Origin of the sequence: Streptococcus sp. GMD1S (assembly GCF_000296875.1) — a bacterium.
Lineage (GTDB): Bacteria > Bacillota > Bacilli > Lactobacillales > Streptococcaceae > Streptococcus.
Genome location: NZ_AJQY01000100.1, coordinates 1 through 2,306, shown reverse-complemented (window position 1 = coordinate 2,306; position 2,306 = coordinate 1). Strand labels below are relative to the sequence as shown.

Annotated in this window: 2 protein-coding genes; both read left to right on the top strand. The window is 39.4% G+C overall.

Translation table 11 applies throughout. From position 1 onward, the window contains the following. Positions 1 to 665: 665 nt before the first annotated feature. Positions 666 to 1,277 carry a CadD family cadmium resistance transporter gene (locus tag GMD1S_RS07305; RefSeq protein WP_000531728.1) on the top strand — a complete coding sequence of 204 codons (612 nt, stop codon included), beginning with the start codon at positions 666 to 668 and terminating at the stop codon, positions 1,275 to 1,277. Positions 1,278 to 1,578: 301 nt separating this feature from the next. Then, the coding region (locus GMD1S_RS07300; RefSeq protein WP_000949320.1) for a FecCD family ABC transporter permease at positions 1,579 to 2,306 on the top strand (728 nt) is incomplete at its 3' end.

Here is a 2,306-nt window from a genome sequence, read left to right as displayed (position 1 = left end):
CCATTAGTACAATCTTCGCCTCGTCGCCTAGTCTATAAACGTTTTATCCAGCAAGAATTATGATGCTAAGGGCTCCAAAAATCCGTATGAAAATAGGGAAAGGAAACAGTGTTCGATGAACACAAGGAGTTTCATCTTTTTCACTAGGATTTTAGCCCGAGATCAAATCAGCTCTCTGACTTCAGAGAGCTTTTTTATTGAGGTTTTATCGGTCACAATTTTGGAGACTACAAAAACCAAGCCGTCAGGGTATGTCTTAATCATTTCGTTTTATCGGTCATAATTTTGGAGACTACAAAAACAGCCTTAGTAGGTGCTCCCTTCTTTATCTAGTTTTATCGGTCATAATTTTGGAGACTACAAAAACCTCAAATGGTATCAGCTAATGACACCATGAAGGTGCGCAGTTACTCGGCTTTTCAAGCCGAGTAACTGTCTGCAAGCCCCCTCGGAGAGCCCACACTTTACGAAGTAAAGTATAGTATGTTATACTTTACATGGAAGTAGTCACCGAATTCCAGTTAGAAATTACTTTGTAACTACGTTTTGAGGAGGAGTAAAATGCTTTCCTACGTTCGACATTACCCACTAGCGATAGCTAAATTAATGTGTCTGTGCTCTCCTAAAATCTACTGATTTATTACTGACTAATACAGGAGGTTTTTATGGGACAGACAATCATATCTGCTATTGGTGTTTATATTTCCACCAGTATCGATTATTTAATTATTTTAATTATTTTATTTGCACAGCTATCACAGAATAAACAGAAATGGCATATTTATGCGGGGCAATATCTAGGAACAGGCTTACTTGTAGGGGCGAGTTTAGTTGCTGCTTATGTCGTTAATTTCGTGCCTGAAGAATGGATGGTTGGATTGCTTGGTTTAATCCCTATCTATTTAGGGATTCGCTTTGCAATTGTTGGAGAAGGTGAGGAAGAAGAGGAAGAAATTATTGAAAGATTAGAACAAAGCAAGGCAAATCAACTGTTTTGGACAGTTACATTGCTGACAATTGCGTCTGGCGGAGATAATTTAGGTATCTATATACCTTATTTTGCTTCGTTAGATTGGTCACAGACCCTCGTGGCGTTGCTTGTGTTTGTAATCGGCATAATTATCTTTTGCGAGATTAGTCGGATGTTATCCTCTATTCCGTTAATATTCGAGACAATTGAAAAATACGAGCGAATCATTGTGCCCATAGTATTCATTCTACTTGGACTATACATCATGTATGAAAATGGCACGATAGAGACTTTTCTGATCGTGTAGATTTTTTTGTTTCACTAGGATTTTAGCCCGGGCTCAAATCAAGCTCTCTGATTTCAGAGGGCTTTTTATGTTGTCACCTTACCTCGATATACTCAAGTATAATCTTCGGTTACGGTTCCTAGCACTGTAAGGTAAAATAAACCAGATCATCTCCCTTCGGGGAGATTTTTTTGTTTCACGAACATTTTTGTACAATCTTCGGCTTGTCTATATATGTCTCCATCCTTGTTCATCTAGTAGAAATATGGTATACTTTTTATGAGAATTTTCTAAATTTTTAATTTTGTATAAGGAGGTTTTCATGCTTTCCAAATTTTCTGGAAGCCGACAGAACGTACAATTTGTGTTACTTTTAGGTGTTTTGCTAGGTATTTTAGGGATTTCACTTTTTCTAGCTGTTTCTATGGGGTCTGTTGCGATTGATCTAGGAGATACCTATCGGATCATTTTGAGCAGATTGGGATTTCCTCTTGAGATAGGAGAGGTTTCCAAGTCTACTCTTGCCATTGTATGGAACATGAGATTCCCCCGAGTATTGTTAGGTCTGATAGTAGGGGCTGGTCTTTCTATGTGTGGTAGCGTGATGCAGTCTACAGTGAACAATCCCATCGCAGAGCCTTATGTCTTAGGAATTTCTGCGGGTGCAACTCTAGGGGCAACTTTGAGCATCATTCTTGGTTTAAAAGTGATGATTAGCCTTGGAGCTTTCCTTGGAGCTATTTTGGCAACAATCGCTGTCCTTATCATTGCCTCTATGCAGGGAAGGATGACGACTTCTAGTCTGATTTTATCAGGAACGGTGGTCAACGCTCTCTTTCTAGCCTTTTCCAACTTTATTATCTCAGTTGGCGCTAATGCGGACAGTGTGATGACCATTAAGTTTTGGACCATGGGATCGCTTGCCGGGACTACTTGGGCAGACTTGGTTCTGCCAACTATAGTAGTAGGAATGGTCTTTCTATTTTTCGCTACTCAGTATCGTGTTTTTAATGCGATGATGATGGGAGATGAGGCTGCTTTAACTTTGGG